13 protein-coding genes and 1 pseudogene are annotated in these 14026 nt (G+C 62.3%); 12 read left to right on the forward strand and 2 right to left on the reverse strand.

Annotation, left to right across the window (positions count from 1 at the left end; genetic code table 11):
* The 5 genes and pseudogenes from WHJ28_RS02265 to WHJ28_RS02285 all read left to right on the forward strand — a co-directional run.
* Nucleotides 1–471: pseudogene (locus WHJ28_RS02265) on the forward strand (lactate racemase domain-containing protein); the annotation flags it as partial.
* 13 nt (nucleotides 472–484) lie between these two features.
* The gene (locus WHJ28_RS02270) at nucleotides 485–1648 is read left to right on the forward strand and encodes a 6-phosphofructokinase (RefSeq protein WP_340039487.1); all 1164 of its coding nucleotides are present in this window, start codon (nucleotides 485–487) and stop codon (nucleotides 1646–1648) included.
* A 6-nt stretch (nucleotides 1649–1654) separates the two neighbouring features.
* On the forward strand, nucleotides 1655–2434 hold the full coding sequence (locus tag WHJ28_RS02275; RefSeq protein ID WP_340039488.1) for a sulfite exporter TauE/SafE family protein: 780 nt from the start codon (nucleotides 1655–1657) through the stop codon (nucleotides 2432–2434).
* A gap of 213 nt (nucleotides 2435–2647) precedes the next feature.
* Nucleotides 2648–5029, forward strand: coding sequence for an S-layer homology domain-containing protein (locus tag WHJ28_RS02280; protein WP_340039490.1), 2382 nt, complete (start codon nucleotides 2648–2650; stop codon nucleotides 5027–5029).
* A gap of 51 nt (nucleotides 5030–5080) precedes the next feature.
* Entirely contained in the window at nucleotides 5081–5398 is a 318-nt protein-coding gene (locus tag WHJ28_RS02285; RefSeq protein WP_340039491.1) for a hypothetical protein, read from the forward strand.
* A gap of 38 nt (nucleotides 5399–5436) precedes the next feature.
* Here the strand turns inward: WHJ28_RS02285 and WHJ28_RS02290 are convergent, their stop codons facing one another.
* A complete protein-coding gene (locus WHJ28_RS02290) occupies nucleotides 5437–5784 on the reverse strand; it encodes a TIGR04076 family protein (RefSeq protein ID WP_425461093.1) in 348 nt (115 codons plus the stop codon).
* Nucleotides 5785–5975: 191 nt separating this feature from the next.
* On the opposite strand from WHJ28_RS02290, the gene WHJ28_RS02295 reads away from it, so the two are divergent.
* From WHJ28_RS02295 to WHJ28_RS02325, 7 genes are all read left to right on the forward strand, one after another.
* Nucleotides 5976–6188 (forward strand): FeoA family protein, encoded by a 213-nt coding sequence (locus WHJ28_RS02295; RefSeq protein ID WP_340039492.1) that lies wholly within the window; start codon nucleotides 5976–5978, stop codon nucleotides 6186–6188.
* Between the two features lie 13 nt (nucleotides 6189–6201).
* Nucleotides 6202–6423 (forward strand): FeoA family protein, encoded by a 222-nt coding sequence (locus WHJ28_RS02300; protein ID WP_087188430.1) that lies wholly within the window; start codon nucleotides 6202–6204, stop codon nucleotides 6421–6423.
* A gap of 274 nt (nucleotides 6424–6697) precedes the next feature.
* Nucleotides 6698–9076 (forward strand): ferrous iron transporter B, encoded by a 2379-nt coding sequence (feoB, locus tag WHJ28_RS02305; RefSeq protein ID WP_340039494.1) that lies wholly within the window; start codon nucleotides 6698–6700, stop codon nucleotides 9074–9076.
* A 38-nt stretch (nucleotides 9077–9114) separates the two neighbouring features.
* Nucleotides 9115–9291: a FeoB-associated Cys-rich membrane protein gene (locus WHJ28_RS02310; RefSeq protein WP_340039495.1), complete on the forward strand. Its 177-nt coding sequence runs from the start codon at nucleotides 9115–9117 to the stop codon at nucleotides 9289–9291.
* A gap of 13 nt (nucleotides 9292–9304) precedes the next feature.
* The gene (locus WHJ28_RS02315; RefSeq protein WP_340039496.1) at nucleotides 9305–9676 is read left to right on the forward strand and encodes a metal-dependent transcriptional regulator; all 372 of its coding nucleotides are present in this window, start codon (nucleotides 9305–9307) and stop codon (nucleotides 9674–9676) included.
* Between the two features lie 161 nt (nucleotides 9677–9837).
* The gene (locus WHJ28_RS02320) at nucleotides 9838–10479 is read left to right on the forward strand and encodes an HAD family hydrolase (RefSeq protein WP_340039497.1); all 642 of its coding nucleotides are present in this window, start codon (nucleotides 9838–9840) and stop codon (nucleotides 10477–10479) included.
* 272 nt (nucleotides 10480–10751) lie between these two features.
* The gene (locus tag WHJ28_RS02325; protein ID WP_340039498.1) at nucleotides 10752–12353 is read left to right on the forward strand and encodes a peptide chain release factor 3; all 1602 of its coding nucleotides are present in this window, start codon (nucleotides 10752–10754) and stop codon (nucleotides 12351–12353) included.
* A 62-nt stretch (nucleotides 12354–12415) separates the two neighbouring features.
* Here WHJ28_RS02325 and WHJ28_RS02330 read toward each other — a convergent pair whose 3' ends face one another.
* Nucleotides 12416–13927 (reverse strand): YifB family Mg chelatase-like AAA ATPase, encoded by a 1512-nt coding sequence (locus tag WHJ28_RS02330; RefSeq protein ID WP_340039500.1) that lies wholly within the window; start codon nucleotides 13925–13927, stop codon nucleotides 12416–12418.
* Nucleotides 13928–14026 lie beyond the last annotated feature (99 nt).

Raw genomic sequence — 14026 nt, forward strand, 5'->3', positions numbered from 1 at the left:
CACAAGCGGGTCATGAAGGACAACTGCGTCATCATCTGCTCCTCCATCTGCAACGGCTACTTCCACGACGAGCGCTGGCCCTACCTGCGGGAGCTGTATGAGATGTTCCAGCACGACTACATGAACATCCTGCCCGATATGGACCGCTACGGCGAGTACTTTGCCACCAACGAGGAGTATATCCGCAAGTACCGCTTCTGCAACGCCTTCCACCCCTTCCACGGCTTCTCCATGATGAGCTGCGGCCACATCGCCGAGATGAACACCAGCGCCATCTATATCGTGGGCGCTCAGGAGCCCGGCATTGCCCGCGGCATGGGCCTCAAGACCCGGGCCACCTTCGAGGAGGCTCTGGAGGACGCCAAGAAGAAGTTCGTGGGCGAGAATCCCAACATCCTGGCTCTGCCCCAGACCTTCAAGCTGGGCGCCGTCCATCTGTGCATGAAGGACGACGATCTGAGCAACGTATAAGGAGGGCATTGTCATGCTGAAAGGAAATATGCTCATCGCCCACGGCGGCGGCCCCACCCCGGTGATCAACAGCTCCCTGCTGGGCGCTGTCCGGGAGGCCAAGCTCCACGGCGAGATCGAGACCATCTACGGCGCCCGCTTCGGCGCTGAGGGCATTCTGGCCGGGGACCTGATCGACCTGGGCAAGTTTGCCGACGAGGATCTGGCCCTGCTGGCCAAGACCCCCGCTTCCGCCCTGGGCTCCTGCCGCCGCAAGCTCACCGACGCCGACTATCCCGCCGTGCTGGAGTGCTTCAAGAAGTTCAACATCCGTTACTTCTTCTACAACGGCGGCAACGACTCCATGGACACCTGCAACAAGATCTACAACCTGTCTGTGGAGACCGGCTATGAGCTGCGTGTCATCGGTATCCCCAAGACCATCGACAACGATCTGGACGTGACCGATCACTGCCCCGGTTTTGGCTCCGCTGCCAAGTACGCCGCTGTCTCCGCTCTGGAGCTGGCTCAGGACGTGTCCGCCCTGCCCATCCACGTGGTGGTGATGGAGATGATGGGCCGCAACGCCGGCTGGATCACCGCCGCTTCCGCCCTGTACGCCGACCTGATGCCCTGTGAGCATCTGGTGTACCTGCCCGAGGTGGCCTTCGACAAGGAGAAGTTCCTCTCCGCCGTCAAGGAGAAGTGGGCCAAGGGCCGCGGCCTGCTGGTGACCATCTCCGAGGGCATCCACTATGCCGACGGCTCCCCCGTGGCCGACTCCGGCCTGGTGGACGGCTTCGGCCACAAGGTGCCCGGCGGCGCCGCTCAGGCCCTCAGCGACATGATCATGCAGGAGACCGGCCTGAAGTCCCGGTCCGAGAAGCCCGGCCTGCTGGGCCGGGTGAGCGTGGGCCTCATGTCCGAGATCGACCAGAAGGAGGCCGAGGAGGCCGGCGCCTGCGCCGTCCGCTCCGCTGTGGAGGGCAAGACCGGCTTTATGGTGGGCTTTGAGACCACCCGGAACCCCTACTCCTCCAAGACCTGCCTGATCCCCCTGGAGCAGGTGGCCAACGCCGAGAAGAAGTTCCCCCTGGAGTGGATCGGCGAGGACGGCGCCAGCATCAAGCCCGAGTTCAAGGCCTACTGCGAGCCCCTGCTGGGCGCTTACGACAGCCGGTTCATCTCTCTGCGGTAAGCGGGCATGCAGACCCTGTTTAACTTCCTGGTAGCCATTCTGGCTACTACCATCGGAGGGATCAGCGGCGTGGGCGGCGGCGTCATCATCAAACCGGTGATGGACGCCGTGTCCGGCCTGCCGGTGGCCACCATCAGTTTCCTGTCCGGCTGTACCGTGCTGGCTATGACCATCACCTCCATGCTCCGCAGCATCGGGGGCGAGGTGAAGGTGGAGCCCCGCCGGGGCACCCTGCTGGCCATCGGCGCCGCCGTGGGCGGTATCGTGGGCAAGCAGCTCTTCGACATCGTGAAGGACGCCGGCGGCTCCGCCGTGTCGGTGGCCCAGCAGGTGCTGATGATCCTGCTCACCCTGGGCGTGCTGGCCTACACCCTGAACCGTCCCCGCATCCGCACCCTGGATGTACGAAACGGTGCGGCCTGTGTGCTCATCGGCCTGGCCCTGGGCGTGCTGTCCTCCTTCCTGGGCATCGGCGGCGGTCCCATCAACCTGGCGGTGCTCTACTACTTCTTTTCCATGGATTCCAAGACGGCGGCCCTCAACTCCCTGTACGTCATCCTGTTCTCTCAGGGAGCCAGCTTCCTCAACACCGTGATCGGTCAGAACGTGCCCGTCTTTGAGTGGCCCGTCCTCATCGCCATGGTGGTGGGCGGCGTGGTGGGCGGCACCATGGGCCGCAGCTTCAGCCGCCGTATGGATAACAAGGCTGTGGACAAGCTGTTCTTCTGGCTGCTGCTGGTCATTACCGGCATCAGTGTTTACAACCTGATCCGCTGCTTTGTGTGATTTCGCGTTCTTCTCCTCTTTTCCACGGGACCCGTTCCGGCAGTTATGCTGGGACGGGTCCTCTTTTTATGCCCTGAATGAATGGCAATATTTGGCCTGCCCCGATTCCTTGACACTGGAGCACGACATGGTATAATACCAAACCAGTATGGAATTTTTGCAGAGCAAATGCGCCATATTTTATCAATAATCGTAACTTGGAGGAATTTACCCATGCAAGCAAAGAAACCGCTGGCCCTGTTGCTGTCCCTGTCCATGGGGCTGTCCATGGGCAGCCCCGCCCTGGCTGCCGCCAGGGAGACTAGTCTGCCCGACGTGGGCCAGAGCTGGGCGGCTGACTCCATTCACCGCTGGCTGGAGGCCGGTCTGGTGGAGGGAGACGACCAGGGCCTGTTTCGGCCCGCCGCCAACCTGACCCGCGGCGAGCTGGCCACCATTTTTGTGCGGCTGCTGGGCCTGAGCGAGAAGGCGCCCAACCACTACGCCGACCTGAAGGGCGACGAGTGGTACGCCGACGCCATTCTGAAGTGCACTGCCGCAGGCATCCTGGAGGGAGACGGGGCCAACTGCAATGCCACCCACACCATCACCCGGCAGGAGACCATGGTGATGTTTGCCCGTGCCATGGGTATTCGTGAGGAGAAGGAGCCCAATCTGGGCCAGTTTGTGGACGGCGGCACCGCCGCCGGCTGGGCGGCCGGGTATCTGGCTCCTCTGGCCGAACTTGGCATCCTGTCCGGCGTGGAGGACGGCTCCCACCTGGCTCCCATGGCCAACATTGACCGGGCATCTATCATGGCGCTGATGGATAAGGCCGTCAGCGATTACATTACCGGTTCCGCCCAGGTGGAGGCGGAGGACGAGGGCCGCTTTGTGGTGGTCAACGCCGGTCAGTCCGCCGCCCGCAGCGGCGCCCAGGTGGAGGTGTCCGGTCAGGCCGCCGGTCTGGTGGTGGCTCCCGGCAGTGCCGGAGCCAAGATCACCGCTCAGGATCTGACCGCCGCCACCGTGAAGGTGGATGCTCCCGTGGAGCTGACCCTCTCCGGCAGCACCTCCGCCGGCTACATGAGCGTCAACGCCGAGGCTCAGCTGGCGGTGGAGAAGGAGGCCTCCGTAAAGGAGTTGGCCCTCAACGCCGCTGCCCAGGTGGATAACCAGGGCTCCATCGACAAGGCCTCCGTCAACGCCGACGGCGTGGTGCTGGACGGCAGGCTGCCCGGAAGCCTGGAGGTGACCGACGGCGTGGATCAGCCCACCGACAGCGAAGGTAACCAGGTGGGCGGCGACAATAACAACGGAGGCTCCGGCGGCGGTAACGGCGGTGGTTCCGGCGGCGGCAATGGCGGCGGTTCCGGCGGCGGTAACGGCGGTGGTTCCGACGGCGACGGCGACGGCGGCGACGGTGGCCAGGAGCCCGCTGATCCGGCTCCCTCCATCGCTCAGGTGAGCGAAGAGGAGGGCAAGGTGACTATCCGCTTCTCTGAGGCGCTGTACACCAAGGAGGACGGGGTGCTGACCAAGATCGGCAGCTCCTCCACCCCCGAGGGCGACGTGGTGAGCAACGAGGCTCTCCAGTCCGCGGGCTACGTCATCTCCGGCGACGTGCAGATCACCAACCTGTATGTGGACAACGAGACCGAGTTTGTCTGGACCTTTGACTTCAACAGCGCCAAGCTGGGTGATGGTATGCGCTACGGCAAGGAACTCTTTGACGAGGCGGGCAACTCTGCCGGCTACCTCACCGCCCGCCGTCATGTGGCCCTGAAGGACGACGAGGGCCGTACCCCCTACTACGTCTGGACCGTGGCCTTTGAGCAGGAGGCCGAGGCCGACGTCACCGCTCCCGTGCTGGAGAAGGAGAGCGTTACCCTGCTGGGCGACGACGACACCCTGACCCTCACCGTGCCTGTGTCCGACGATGGTGAGCTGGCTTACCTGGAGATCGACCACAGCCTGGAGGCCAGCTTCCCCGAGTTCACCGTGGAGGCCAAGAGCTATGAGTTCCTGGACGAGGAGAGCGGACTGGGTTACACCAGCGCGTACACGGACACCCAGGGCGAGCAGAAGTGGGAGATCACCCTGAACCCCGTGGCCACCGCCCTGCTGCGTCAGGCCGCCGACGGCAGTCCCATGACCTTCTACTTCTCTGTGAAGGACAAGGCGGGCAACCAGTTTGGTTCCATGTACTTTGTGGATGAGGAGATGACCGTCTCCGACGTGTCCGTGCCCCTGGACACCACCGCTCCCACCGTGGTGAGCTTTGCCATTGACGACCAGGTGGTGGAGGACGGCGCCACCGTCAACTTTGACGAGGGCCAGGAGTTCACCAGCCTCACTGTCACCCTCAGCGAGGCGGTGGTTGCCGGGGATCAGACCCAGCACATCACCATCGACGGCCACGAGTTTGGCACCTTTGTCATCGACGAGGCCGATCCCACCAAGCTCCACATCACCGTCACCAACCACAACGGCAATAAGTATGTGGAGGGTACCTTCAAGTTCGATCTGGCCGCCGGCGCCCTGAAGGACGCCTCGGACAATGAGAACGAGGAGCAGTCCTACACCATCCACTTTACCAAGAATCCCGGCGTGTAAGCGTCACAAAGCCCCCCTCTCACCGATAAACTGGTGAGAGGGGGGCTTTTGATGCAAGAGCAGGTATTACAGGAACAGATCAGGACAGCGGACCGATCCCTGTTTTTTCTCAGTATCCTGCTGGGGTCTATCTGTCTGTCCTGGCTGGCCCTGGACAAACAGCGGCGGGGATTATACTGTACGGGGAAGGCTCCCGATGTGACGGGTCTGCGGCAGGTCAGCTCTGTGTTGGTGGTGCTGGCTTTGGGGTACTTCTTCTGCCTGGGAGTGAAGGGCAGGGGAGAGCAGGGAGGACAGGTTAATTTCTGGGCCTCTCTGCTGGTGCTGCTGGCCGCCCTGCTGCGGCTGGGGGAACTGGTGGAGCAGTAAAAAGCGGGCGGCCTTCAGGGCCGCCCGTTTTTTGCCGCTCAGACAGGGTCCACCGCTTCCAATAGAAAGCTGACCGGACGGATGCCGTCGGTGCAGCACACCACTGAGGTGCCCTCTTCCTGCTGCCAGGGGGTGTAGGTGGCCCCGCAGGATAAGGCGGAGACCGAGCGGTAAATGTCGATCCAGGCCCAGGGGCAGAAGCCAGCCGGCATTTCCGCTCCGCCGGTGTAGAGGAAGGCGTCGCCTTCCTCAAAGAAACCGCAGACACAGTCCTCCGGCGGCTCGGTCAGATAGCAGAGGACAAGATCGGGATAGAGCTGCTTGCGTAAAACGGTGATTTTGACCTGTTTTATAGGGCTCCGCCTCCTTAAATAAGATAGGTTCATTATAAATAAAACAAATGTACGAGTCAAGCGGCGCGCAGGAGAGGAAAGCAAAATTTTTAAAAAAGGGGATTGACAATGGAGGTTAGTTGATGTAAACTCATACACGTTAGAGGAGGTTAGCTATAGCTAACCAAAGTTGGATTAAGATCTATTATCACGGGCGGCTTTGCCGCCGTTGGGAGGGAGGAACTATGATGCCGCTGACACTGGCGAAACAGGGAGAGCCGGTCACCATCCGGAAAATCACGGGAAAGGATGAACTGCGCCAGCACCTGGCCGAGCTGGGCTTTGTGATGGACGCCACAGTCACTGTGGTCAGCGAGATGGGCGGGAACCTGATCGTACAGGTAAAAGACAGCCGCATCGCCTTGGACCGGAACATGGCCGGACGAATCATGATTTGAGAGGAGTGGAGCAATGAGAACGCTGAAGGACGCCAAGGTGGGGGACACCGTCACGGTGGTGCGCCTCCACGGCGAGGGCGCGGTGAAGCGCCGCATTATGGATATGGGTATTACCAAAGGTGTGGCCATCCAGATCAGAAAGGTGGCTCCCCTGGGGGATCCCATGGAGCTGAACGTGCGGGGCTATGAACTGAGCGTACGTAAAGCCGACGCCGAGATGATTGAGATTGCGTAGAAATTCTATGGCGTCGGCGCTCGCCGCAGGTGCGGCGTCAAGCGTTTTGCCGGAGGCAAAACCTTGAAATCAGCCGGATTGATTTCGGCTGATTTGAGTCAAATGGGATCCCACAAAACAGTCTGTTTTGTGGGCCGACGCCGAGATGATTGAGATTGCGTAAGGGTTCTTTGGCAGCCCGTAGGGGCGCACAGTGTGCGCCCGCCTTCCCCTGGGGGAAGGCTATTTTTCAGAAGGATGGTTAGCTAATGCTAATCAAGAAGGGAGTAAGAAGATGGAGTTGAAGATCGCGCTGGCGGGCAACCCGAACTGCGGCAAAACCACCCTGTTCAATGCCCTGACCGGCTCCAGCCAATACGTGGGCAACTGGCCCGGCGTGACGGTGGAAAAGAAGGAGGGCAAGCTGAAGGGCCACAAGGATGTGATCATCCAGGACCTGCCGGGTATCTATTCCCTGTCCCCCTACACCCTGGAAGAGGTGGTGGCCCGGAACTATCTGGTGAACAAGAAGCCGGACGCCATTCTGAATATTGTGGACGGTACCAATATCGAGCGCAACCTGTACCTCACCACCCAGCTCATTGAGCTGGGCATCCCGGTGGTGGTGGCGGTGAACATGATCGACCTGGTCCGCAGGAACGGGGACGTGATCGATCTCCAGAAGCTGGGCGACGCCCTGGGCTGCCAGGTGGTGGAGATGAGCGCTCTGAAGGGCGAGGGCGGCAAAGAGGCCGCCCAGCGGGCGGTGGAGCTGGCCAAGACCAGGAAGGCCGGCGAGCTGCCCCATGTGTTCACCGGCAGCGTGGAGCACGCCATCGCCCATATCGAGGAGTCCATTGCCGGCCTGGTGGATGGGCGGTATCTTCGCTGGTACGCCATCAAGGTCTTTGAGCGGGACGAAAAGGTGCTGGAGGCGCTCAATCTCACCGGGGAGCTGAAGGAGCACCTGGAGACCCACATTGCCGACTGCGAGCGGGAGCTGGACGACGACGCCGAGAGCATCATCACCAACCAGCGCTATGCCTACATCAGCTCGGTGGTGGGCAAGGCCGTGAAAAAGAAGAAGGCCGCCCACTCCATGAGCACCTCCGACAAGATCGACCGCGTTGTCACCAACCGCATCCTGGCTCTGCCCATCTTTGTGGCGGTGATGATCCTGGTGTATGCCATCGCCATGGGCGGCAGTTCCTTCGCCATTGGCGCCCGGGCCACCGACTGGGCCAACGACGGCCTGTTCGGCGACGGCTGGTTCGTGCCATTTACCGCCGACACCGAGGCCTGGGAGGAGGACTCCGGCGCCTGGGAGGAGGCCTCCGCCATGATCGAGGGCTATGAGGCCGGCGAGAGTGAGGTCTACTTCTACGACGACGAGACCGGCGAGACCACCGTGGTGCCCGTCACCGAGGAGGCCTATCAGGAAGCCCTCAAGGTCTCTGAGCCCAATCCTGACGACTACGGCGTCTGGGTACCCGGCATCCCTGTGCTGGTGGAGAATGCCCTTACCAGCTGGAACACCCACCCCGTGGTCCAGTCCCTGGTGCTGGACGGCATCATCGGCGGCGTGGGCGCGGTACTGGGCTTTGTGCCCCAGATGCTGGTGCTTTTCCTGCTGCTGGCCCTGCTGGAGGACTGCGGCTACATGGCCCGCATCGCTTTCATTATGGACCGGATCTTCCGCCGCTTCGGCCTGTCCGGCAAGAGCTTCATCCCCATGCTGGTGGCCACCGGCTGCGGCGTACCCGGCATCATGGCCTCCCGCACCATTGAGCAGGAGCGGGACCGGCGCATGACCATCATGACCACCGGCTTCATTCCCTGCGGCGCCAAGATGCCCATCATCGCCCTGTTCGCCGGAGCCCTGTTCGGCGGCTCCGCCTGGGTGGCTACCTCCGCCTACTTCATCGGCGTGGCGGCGGTGGTGATCTCCGGCATCATTCTGAAAAAGACCCAGGGCTTTGCTGGCGATCCCGCTCCCTTCGTCATGGAGCTGCCCGCCTATCATGCCCCCGCCGCCGGCAACGTGCTGCGGGCCATGTGGGAGCGTGGCTGGTCCTTCATCAAGCGGGCCGGCACCGTCATCCTGCTTTCTTCCATCATTCTGTGGTTCCTCCAGGGCTTCGGTTTCGTGGACGGCGTGTTCCAGATGGTGGAGGACAACAACGACTCCCTGCTGGCCGCTGTGGGCCACGCCGTATCCTTTATCTTTGCGCCCCTGGGCTTCGGCTTCTGGGAGGCTACCGTGGCTGTGGTCACCGGCCTCATCGCCAAGGAGGAGGTTGTCTCCACCTTCGGCGTGCTCTACCCCGGTAACCTGACCGTGGATATGGCTGCCGCCTTCACCGCCATCTCCGCCTACTCCTTCCTGATCTTCAACCTGCTGTGCGCCCCCTGCTTTGCCGCCATGGGCGCCATCAAGCGGGAGATGAACAGCCCCAAGTGGACTCTGGCCGCCATCGGCTATATGTGCGGCTTTGCCTACGTGATCTCCCTCATCGTCTACCAGATCGGCGGCCTGATTTTGGGCCAGGTGGCCTTCGGCGCGGGCACCGTGGCCGCCCTGATCTGCCTGGCGGGGCTCATCTACCTGCTGGTGCGGAAAAACAAGTATGAGGAGTCCGGCACGAATCTGCGGGCGGTGGCCGCCGTCAAGTAAGACGCCCCGCCCATCTTATTAAGGAAAGGAGCATCTCTATGCTACCCACTATTCTCATCAGTCTGGCCATTGCGGCCCTCTGCGCGGCCATTGTGGCCCGGGGCATCCACAACCGGCGTCACGGCAAGAGCAGCTGCTCTTGCGGCGGTTCCTGCGGGAGCTGCGGATGCTCCGGTATGTGTCACCCCGGCCGGGAAGAACCCGCCAAACGCTAGGAAGGAGCATACCATGGAACTGACCAACACCAACATCCGCTATCTGCTGACCATTTACGATCTCTCCCAGGTCCGGCTGGAGGTCTCCTCCAAGGACATTGCCGCGTCGCTGGCGGTCTCCCGGGCGTCGGTCACCAGTATGATGTCCATCCTCATTGACAAAAACCTGGTGGACAAGGAGCGCTACGGCAAGATCCACCTGACCGGCCTGGGCCGGGCACTGGCCCGGGAGCTGGCCGGTCAGGCCGGACGGCTGGCCATGGATCTCCAGACCCGGATGGACCTGTCCGGGGAGGAGGCTTGGAAGGCTGCCTGTGCCGCTGTATCCGAGCTGCCCCGGCGCTGTTTCCAGCAGCCCCTGGCGGCGGTGCCCCTGCCCGCCTGAGTTGCCCCCTCTCTTTACTATTCCGTCATACCGCCCCGCCCGCCGGAGATTCCGGCGGGCGGGGCCTTTTTGTGCAAAAAGGCGGAGGCGGCAGGCTTGAAATGCCTGCGGCGGGTATGATATAGTATCAGAGTATGTATTTCAGCGGGAGACGCTTTTTCTTGTTTGACGGACTGTTATTTGATCTGGACGGCACTCTGTGGGATTCGGTGGATGCCATCTGTCTGTCCTGGAACCGGGTGTTGGAGCGCCTCGCGCCCCAGTATGCCGGGCAGATCACCCGGCCCCGGCTCATCGGCTGTATGGGGATGCTGCTGCCCGATATTGTGAAAAAGCTGCTGCCCGATCTGGATTGGAAGGAGATCCAGCCCCTGCTGGACGGGCTGCTGGAGGAGGAGAACGCCCATGTGGCCCGCCACGGCGGCATCCTCTATCCCAAGGTGCCCGAGACCCTGGAGATCCTGGCCCAGGAATACCCCCTGTTCATCGTCAGCAACTGCCAGGACGGCTACATCGAGGCCTTTTTCCAGGCCAATGGCCTGGGGAAGTATTTCACCGACTATGAAAACCCCGGCCGTACCGGCAAACCCAAGGGGGACAATATCGCCCTGGTGGTAACCCGAAACGGCCTGAAAAAGCCCCTGTACATCGGGGATACCCAGGGGGACTGCAACGCCGCCGCCCAGGCGGGGGTGCCCTTCCTTCACGCCGCCTACGGCTTTGGGCACATCGACCATGAGGTGCCCCGGGTGGACGCCTTCGCGGATATCCCGGCGGCGGTGGAGCGGCTCAGTCCGCCGTAAATACCGTCCATACGTTGTTTTTTGATATTATTACAAGGAGGAACCATACCTTGTCTCAATACGAATCTGAAATCAAGCGCCGGCGCACCTTTGCCATCATGCTCCCATAAAGCCCCTGCGGGGCCTTATGGGGTCCCAAATGATTTCACATCCTCGGGCGGAATGAATCCGCCCTGCGGCAAGGTTTTCGCCAAGGCGAAAACGCTTGGACGCGCCAAAAGGCGCGAGGGCTGATGATGGCTCCGCGCCCTGAAATCTGGAGGTTACTCAATATGTCACAATATGAATCTGAAATCAAACGGCGCAGAACCTTTGCCATCATCAGCCACCCCGACGCCGGTAAGACCACCCTGACGGAAAAGTTCCTGCTCTACGGCGGAGCCATTGCCCAGGCCGGACAGGTCAAGGGCAAGAAGAACACCCGTGCCGCCACCTCCGACTGGATGGAGATCGAGAAGCAGCGCGGTATCTCGGTCACCTCTTCCGTCATGCAGTTCCAGTACGATGGCTACTGCATCAACATTCTGGACACCCCCGGCCACCAGGACTTCTCCGAGGACACCTACCGCACCCTGATGGCGGCCGACTCCGCCGTCATGGTCATCGACGCCGCCAAGGGCGTGGAGGCCCAGACCCGGAAGCTGTTCAAGGTGTGCGCCATGCGGGACATCCCCATCTTCACCTTCATCAACAAGATGGACCGTGAGGCCCGGGACTCCTTTGAACTGCTGGAGGAGCTGGAGAAGGAGCTGGGCATCGAGACCTACCCTGTCAACTGGCCCATTGGCTGCGGCAAGGATTTCAAGGGCGTGTACGACCGGGGCAGCCGGAAGATCATCCACTTTACCTCCAACGGCGGCGCCAAAGCCGCCACCGCCACCGAGGTGGAGCTGGGCGACCCCAATCTGGACGGCCTGATCACCGAGCGGCTCCATCAGCAGCTCACCGACGAGATCGAGCTGCTGGACGGCGCTGCCGCCGAGTTTGACCTGGACCGGGTGCGCCACGGCAAGCTGTCCCCCGTGTTCTTCGGCTCCGCCCTCACCAACTTCGGCGTGGAGCCCTTCCTGGAGCACTTTCTCCAGATGACCACCGCTCCTCTGCCCCGGAAGGCGGGGGAGGAGATCATCGACTCCATGGACGACAGCTTCTCCGCCTTTGTGTTCAAGATCCAGGCCAACATGAACAAGGCTCACCGGGACCGGATCGCTTTCATGCGTATCGTTTCCGGCAAGTTCGAGGCGGACAAGGAGGTCTACCACGTTCAGGGCGGCAAGAAGATCCGCCTGTCCCGGCCCCAGCAGCTGATGGCCGCCGAGCGGGAGATCATCGAGGAGGCCTACGCCGGCGACATCATCGGTGTGTTTGATCCCGGCATCTTCTCCATTGGCGATACCCTGTGTACCGCCGCCAAGAAGTTTACCTTTGACCCCATTCCCACCTTCGCTCCCGAGCACTTCAAGCGGGTGCGCTCCCTGGACACCATGAAGCGCAAGCAGTTCCTGAAGGGCATGGAGCAGATTGCCCAGGAGGGCGCCATCCAGATTTTCAAGACCCCCTACTCCGGCATGGAGGAGGTCATTGTGGGCGTGGTGGGTACCCTGCAATTTGATGTGCTGGAGTACCGGCTGAAGAACGAGTACAACGTGGACCTCTATATGGAGGGCCTGCCCTACGAGTACCTGCGGTGGATCGAGACCGAGGATGGCCAGCCGGTGAAGGAGGAGGACCTGAACCTGGGTACCGACACCAAGCTGGTGGAGGACTACAAGGGCAACCAGCTGCTCCTCTTCGGGTCCCAGTGGGCCATTAACTGGACGGAGGAGCGCAACAAGAACCTCACCTTCCACGAGTTTGGAGGTACCAAGTTTTAACAAAAAATGCGGCCCGGAACAGGAATTGTTCCGGGCCGCATTTTTTGTTGTGTTTATTAGGCTCACCTTCCCAGGGAGGCGCTCTCCCGGTACTGGATGGCCTCGGCCAGATGCTCCACCCCGATGCGCTCGGCCCCGTCCAGGTCGGCGATGGTGCGGGCTACCCGCAGGATGCGGTCGTAGCTGCGGGCGGTCAGGCCCATCCGGTCGAAGGCCCCTTTCATAAGGGCGGTGCCTGCCTCGTCCAGCTGGCAGAACCGGGCCAGCTCCGTTTGGCCCATGTGAGAATTGCAGTCGGGCCCCTCTGGCCCGAAGCGGGCGGTCTGGATGGCCCGGGCGGCGTTCACTCTGGCCTTGATAACGGCGGATGGCTCCGCGTCGGACCGCCGGGACAGCTGGTCGAAGTCCAGAGCGGGCACCTCCACATACAGGTCGATCCGGTCCAGCAGGGGTCCCGACAGCCTGCTCAGGTACTTATCCACCGCCTGAGGGGAGCAGCGGCAACGGTCGGTACCGTACCAGCCGCATTTGCAGGGGTTCATGGCGCACACCAGCATGAACCGGGCGGGAAAGACCGCCGTGCCCGCCACCCGGCTGATCTGCACTACCCCGTCCTCCAGAGGCTGGCGCAAGGTTTCCAGTACCTCCTTGTGGAACTCGGGCAGCTCGTCCAGGAAGAGCACCCCGTTGTGGGCCAGGGAAATCTCTCCCGGCCGGGGAGTAGAGCCTCCGCCTGCCATGCCCATGGCGGAGACGGTATGGTGAGGGGCCCGGAAGGGCCGCTGGGTAAGGAGGGGACGGGTCTCGCTGGTCAGCCCCATGACCGAGTGGACCTCGGTGCACTCCAGAGCCTCCCGGCGGGTCATGTCGGGGAGGATGGAGGGCAGGCGGCGGGCCAGCATGGATTTGCCCGAGCCCGGCGGGCCCACCATCAAAAGGTTATGGCCTCCCGCGGCGGCGATCTCCAGAGCCCGCTTGCCGTTCTCCTGACCCTTCACGTCGGCAAAGTCCAGTTCCGCCTCCGGATCGGCCCCCGGTGTCCAGGGGTCGGCGGGGAGGATGGGGGTCTCCCCCCGCAGGTGGGCTACCAGCTGGGAGACGCTCTCCACCGGGTAAACATTCACACCAACCGCCAGAGTGGCCTCAGCGGCGGAGGAGGCGGGGACGTACAGATCCTTGATACCAGCCCGCCGGGCGGCCAGAGCCATGGGCAGCATTCCGGGGATGGGCCGCAGCTGCCCGGACAGGGACAGCTCTCCCACGAAGGCGCAGGGGCCGGCGGGCAGGCGGAGCTGCTCTCCAGCCGCCAGGATGCCCACCAGAATGGGCAGGTCGTACACCGTGCCCCCCTTTTTGCGGTCGGCGGGGGCCAGATTGACGGTGATGCGGGAGACAGGGAAGGAGAAGCCGCAGTTTTTGATGGCGGAGCGCACCCGGTCCCGAGCCTCCTTCACCGCCGCGTCGGGCAGGCCTACGATCTCAAAGGCGGGCAGCCCGCCGGACAGGTCGCATTCCGCCCGCACCTCATAGCCTGAGATGCCGGTGAGGCCCAGGGAACGCACTTCACACAGCATGGCCTGACACCTTCTTTCTGCTCCGAATCCGGGGGTTCGGAGGCTGATATGGATACATTATGCTTATTATAACACACAAGCCGGCCCGCCGCCAGAGCG

This window comes from Flavonifractor porci, assembly GCF_037572415.1.
Classification (GTDB): Bacteria; Bacillota; Clostridia; order Oscillospirales; family Oscillospiraceae; genus Flavonifractor; species Flavonifractor porci.

Coding starts and splice junctions, on each gene's coding strand:
- WHJ28_RS02315 (WP_340039496.1), top strand. CDS start 9,305: ATGGAACTGACCAACACCAACATCCGCTATCTGCTGACCATTTACGAT.
- WHJ28_RS02285 (WP_340039491.1), top strand. CDS start 5,081: ATGCAAGAGCAGGTATTACAGGAACAGATCAGGACAGCGGACCGATCC.
- WHJ28_RS02275 (WP_340039488.1), top strand. CDS start 1,655: ATGCAGACCCTGTTTAACTTCCTGGTAGCCATTCTGGCTACTACCATC.
- feoB (WP_340039494.1), top strand. CDS start 6,698: ATGGAGTTGAAGATCGCGCTGGCGGGCAACCCGAACTGCGGCAAAACC.
- WHJ28_RS02325 (WP_340039498.1), top strand. CDS start 10,752: ATGTCACAATATGAATCTGAAATCAAACGGCGCAGAACCTTTGCCATC.
- WHJ28_RS02295 (WP_340039492.1), top strand. CDS start 5,976: ATGATGCCGCTGACACTGGCGAAACAGGGAGAGCCGGTCACCATCCGG.
- WHJ28_RS02280 (WP_340039490.1), top strand. CDS start 2,648: ATGCAAGCAAAGAAACCGCTGGCCCTGTTGCTGTCCCTGTCCATGGGG.
- WHJ28_RS02300 (WP_087188430.1), top strand. CDS start 6,202: ATGAGAACGCTGAAGGACGCCAAGGTGGGGGACACCGTCACGGTGGTG.
- WHJ28_RS02270 (WP_340039487.1), top strand. CDS start 485: ATGCTGAAAGGAAATATGCTCATCGCCCACGGCGGCGGCCCCACCCCG.
- WHJ28_RS02330 (WP_340039500.1), bottom strand. CDS start 13,927: ATGCTGTGTGAAGTGCGTTCCCTGGGCCTCACCGGCATCTCAGGCTAT.
- WHJ28_RS02310 (WP_340039495.1), top strand. CDS start 9,115: ATGCTACCCACTATTCTCATCAGTCTGGCCATTGCGGCCCTCTGCGCG.
- WHJ28_RS02290 (WP_425461093.1), bottom strand. CDS start 5,784: ATGAACCTATCTTATTTAAGGAGGCGGAGCCCTATAAAACAGGTCAAA.